The sequence below is a fragment of the Variovorax sp. P4_D9 genome, assembly GCF_056401695.1.
Genome location: NZ_JBFUIU010001314.1, coordinates 1 through 1,740 on the forward strand (window position 1 = coordinate 1; position 1,740 = coordinate 1,740).

Sequence of the window (1,740 nt, forward strand, 5' to 3'; positions counted from 1 at the left end):
CGCGGAGTTCGTCGACCAGCACCGGCAGATCCTCGCGCACGTGCCTGCCCATGCCAAGGAACAGCGGCACGACCCGCACGCTCCGGGCCCCGGCGGCGACCAGGGCCAGCGCGGCGCTGCGCAGGTCGGGGGCGACCAGTTCGAGGTAGGCGCAGGCGACTCGGGCGGTCGGGTCGAGCGCGGCAACCTGTCGCGCCACCGCCTCGACCGGCGCGCGCCAGCGTTCGTCGCGCGATCCGTGCGCGAAAAGCACGATTCCCAGCGGTGATTGCATGACTGGCATCCGCGCTACCGCCTCAACACCAGCCAACTAAAGGCGCCCAGCGACAAGACGGAGTAGATCAGTCCCGGCGCCGCCGCCGTGATCCATGGCCACCAGTTGCCCAGGTTGCCGAGGTAGCCGAAGACGTTGTTCAGCAGGAAGAAGCTGATGCCGATCATCACGCCGCCGAACACATAGGTGGCGATGCCCGACTGCCGGAAATGCAGGTACGCGAAGGGCAGGGCCAAAACGATCATCACGAGGCAGGACAGCGGATAGAACACTTTGCGCCAGAACTCGATTTCGTAGCGCTGCGCGGTTTGCCCATTGGCCTCGAGGTGGCGGATGTAGTCGAACAGGTCGAGCGTGCGCATGCGGTCCGGGCGCAGTAGCGCGACCGACACCATCTCGCTGCTCAGCGAGGTCGGCCATTCGAGCACCGGAACATTGGTGTTGACGATGCGCGGGGCACCAGGGCCGCGGGTGTCGTACCGCTGGCGCTCGGCATTGACCAGGGTCCAGTGGCCGCGATCGACGCTGGCCGCGGGCGCCGAGGTCTGTGCGACCAGAAAGCCCTCGCCGTCGAATTCGAGGATCCGGGGATCCTTCAGAATGCCGTTGCGCCCCATCGACGCCACATTGACCGCGAAGGACGATTCGCCCTGGCGCTCCTTGAGCCAAGCGCCGGTGTTGCCGATCAGCGACAGGGATCCCTGGTAGCGGGCCTTGAGCAACTGGGCCGTGCGGTCCGAGGCGGGCGCCAGGTAGTCGCCGATCGCGAAGGTCAGCACCACGAAGCCGACCCCGAGCAGCAGCAGGGTGCGCAGGGCGCGCCATGGGCCGAGGCCGCTGGTTCGGAGGATCGTGAATTCGGAACTCTGAGCCAGCCGCGCCATCACGAAGATGGTGCCGATCAGAACCGTGATCGGCAGCAGCTCGTAGAGGTGGCTGGGAATCAGCAGCGCCACGTACAGCAGCGCCTGGGGCGCGCCGTAGCCGAGCGAGCCGGGGTTGGCGATCGCCTGCAGTTCGTCGACGAAGTCGAAGAAGAAGAACAGGCTCAGGAAGCCCAGGGTGACGAAGGCCACGGCCTTCACCACTTCCGCGTAGATCAGGCGGCGGATGGTATTCACGTGACGGAGGTGCTTTCAGGCCGTGCACGGACGCGGTGCGCCCGGAAGCCCCAGTTGAAATGTCGCTTCGCAAGCCAGAGCAGGCCGAGCAGCAGCACGCCGCCATGCAGCGTGATCATGAAGCCGCCCATGGAGTAGCGGCCGGCGCCGATCCAGCTTTGGCCCAGGTTGAGCAGGTTGAAGTAAAGGATGAAGGCGAACAGCGCAAACACCAGGTTGCCGCTGCGCCCAACGCGTGGATTCACGCTCGACAGCGTCAGCGCCAGCAGCACGAAGTTGGCTCCTGCGAGCAGCAGGCCGAGCCGCCAGGCGAGCTCGGCGCGGTTGACGGCGATCGGGTCGCGC

3 protein-coding genes are annotated in these 1,740 nt (G+C 66.6%); all 3 read right to left on the reverse strand.

What is annotated here, in order from left to right:
* The coding region (locus AC1DY5_RS54360; RefSeq protein ID WP_478122482.1) for a sirohydrochlorin chelatase at positions 1-274 on the reverse strand (274 nt) is incomplete at its 3' end.
* Positions 275-288: 14 nt separating this feature from the next.
* Positions 289-1,395: an LPS export ABC transporter permease LptG gene (lptG, locus tag AC1DY5_RS54365; RefSeq protein ID WP_478122483.1), complete on the reverse strand. Its 1,107-nt coding sequence runs from the start codon at positions 1,393-1,395 to the stop codon at positions 289-291.
* The coding region (locus AC1DY5_RS54370) for an LptF/LptG family permease (RefSeq protein WP_478122484.1) at positions 1,392-1,740 on the reverse strand (349 nt) is incomplete at its 5' end. The genes lptG and AC1DY5_RS54370, both read right to left, overlap by 4 nt.